Here is a 2166-nt window from a genome sequence, read left to right as displayed (position 1 = left end):
CTGGCGGCCGTCGACCAGGCCGGTGAAGCTGCCCAGCACCCCGTCGGTGGTCACGCAGGCGGTGAAGTCACCCGCGGACTGCGTAACGTCCACGCAGGTGGCGTGGTGGCCGGCGAGGGTGGTGTCGCTCTGGTCGATGACCGCCTCCGGGTCGAGCGCGGCGGTGGTGAGTAGTCCCACGACGACCGGCGGCGTGACCAGACCCCGTCGCTTGGCCTCGGTGAACATGGTCACCGTGGGCTTCGCGTTGGGCGCGGGCGGGGCCTCCAGGGTGCAGGTCGCGCGACCGGCGGCGGTCTCGCAGCGGGTCGTGGCCTCCGGGGTGACGGTGAGCTTGCCGCCGGGCCAGGTGTAGGCGGAGCGGGCCGGGTCCTGGGCCTGGGCGATGGTGGCGGTCTGCCCGCCGGGGAGCTGGTAGTCGGCGGAGTAGGTCAGCTCCAGTGCCCGGTCGAGCCGGGCGGCCAGGTCGTTCACCAGGTCGGACCGCCCGATCGCCCGGCCGGCGTCGTCGAGGGTCTGGCAACCGGTCACCGTGAGCGACGCGATGACCGACACGGCGAGCATGCGGAGGGTGGTCGAGGCGGCGGGCATGGCGCCCAGCCTGGCCGATCGGGTCAACCGCGCGCAAACCCGTTGCCGGTTGAGGCACGAGAATCCGGGAATGTCCGTGTAAAGCACCGCCCGAAGGCAGGTTTCGGATCGGGTCGGCGAGCGCCCGGACCGCCCGCGTCCGAGCACCGCCCGATACGCTGCGTTCAACAACTGCCTCAGCCGCACCGTCGCGGCCCATACCGGACCGGAACACACAAACGAGGAGCGACTCAGTGGCAACCATCGAGGGAATCGTCGCGCGGGAGATTCTGGACTCGCGGGGCAACCCGACTGTCGAGGTCGAGGTCGGGCTCGACGACGGCACGATCGCCCGGGCGGCGGTGCCCTCCGGCGCCTCCACGGGCGCCTTCGAGGCGATCGAGCTGCGCGACGGTGACGCCGACCGCTACCAGGGCAAGGGCGTCGAGAAGGCGGTCTCGAACATCGAGGACAAGATCGTCGACGAGCTGATCGGCTACGAGGCCAGCGAGCAGCGGCTGATCGACCAGAAGATGCTCGACGTCGACGGCACCGACAGCAAGTCCGAGCTGGGCGCGAACGCCATCCTCGGCGTCTCCCTGGCGGTGGCCAAGGCGGCGGCCGGCAGCGCCGAGCTGAGCCTCTTCCGCTACCTGGGCGGCCCGAACGCGCACCTGCTGCCGGTGCCGATGATGAACATCCTCAACGGCGGCGCGCACGCGGACTCGAACGTCGACATCCAGGAGTTCATGATCGCGCCGATCGGCGCGCCCAGCTTCCGCGAGGCGCTGCGCTCCGGCGCGGAGGTCTACCACGCGCTGAAGTCCGTGCTGAAGAAGAAGGACCTCTCCACCGGTCTCGGCGACGAGGGCGGCTTCGCGCCCAACCTGCCCACCAACGCCGCCGCCCTGGACCTCATCGCCGAGGCGGTCGAGAAGGCCGGCTACCGGCTCGGCACCGACATCGTCTTCGCGCTCGACGTCGCCGCCACGGAGTTCTTCGACAACGGCACCTACACCTTCGAGGGCGCCGCGAAGACCGCCGAGGAGATGAGCAACTACTACACCAAGCTCGCCGGCGACTACCCCATCGTGTCGATCGAGGACCCGCTGGCCGAGGACGACTGGACCGGCTGGCAGACGCTGACCGCCTCGCTCGGCGACCGCGTCCAGATCGTCGGCGACGACCTCTTCGTCACCAACCCGCAGCGCATCGCCCGCGGCATCGCCGAGAAGGCCGCCAACGCGGTCCTCGTCAAGGTCAACCAGATCGGTTCGCTGACCGAGACCCTGGACGCGGTGGACCTGGCCCACCGGGCCGGCTTCAAGTGCATGATGAGCCACCGCTCCGGCGAGACCGAGGACACCACCATCGCGGACCTGGCGGTGGCCACCGGTTGCGGGCAGATCAAGACCGGCGCGCCGGCCCGTTCGGACCGGGTCGCCAAGTACAACCAGCTCCTGCGGATCGAGGAGGAGCTGGCCGACGCGGCGCGGTACGCCGGGGCGGGCGCCTTCCCGCGCTACCGTTCGGCCTGAGACGCGCGAGGCCTCGGGGGAGGGGTGTGACGATGCAGCAGCGCCGCACACCGGGCGG

The 2166-nt window shown here is 70.9% G+C and carries 2 protein-coding genes; one reads left to right on the top strand and one right to left on the bottom strand.

Annotated features, from left to right (window positions below; all coding sequences use genetic code 11):
* A partial coding sequence (locus tag AB0B91_RS65305) for a hypothetical protein (RefSeq protein WP_358343066.1) occupies positions 1–591 on the bottom strand: 591 nt, incomplete at its 3' end.
* A gap of 233 nt (positions 592–824) precedes the next feature.
* Here AB0B91_RS65305 and eno point away from each other — a divergent pair.
* Positions 825–2108 carry a phosphopyruvate hydratase gene (eno, locus tag AB0B91_RS65300; protein ID WP_089001974.1) on the top strand — a complete coding sequence of 428 codons (1284 nt, stop codon included), beginning with the start codon at positions 825–827 and terminating at the stop codon, positions 2106–2108.
* Positions 2109–2166 lie beyond the last annotated feature (58 nt).

The sequence above is a fragment of the Nonomuraea sp. NPDC049141 genome, from assembly GCF_040648415.1.
GTDB lineage: Bacteria > Actinomycetota > Actinomycetes > Streptosporangiales > Streptosporangiaceae > Nonomuraea.
Note: the sequence above shows the minus strand (reverse complement) of the source record. Positions and strands in the feature narration are given on the sequence as shown.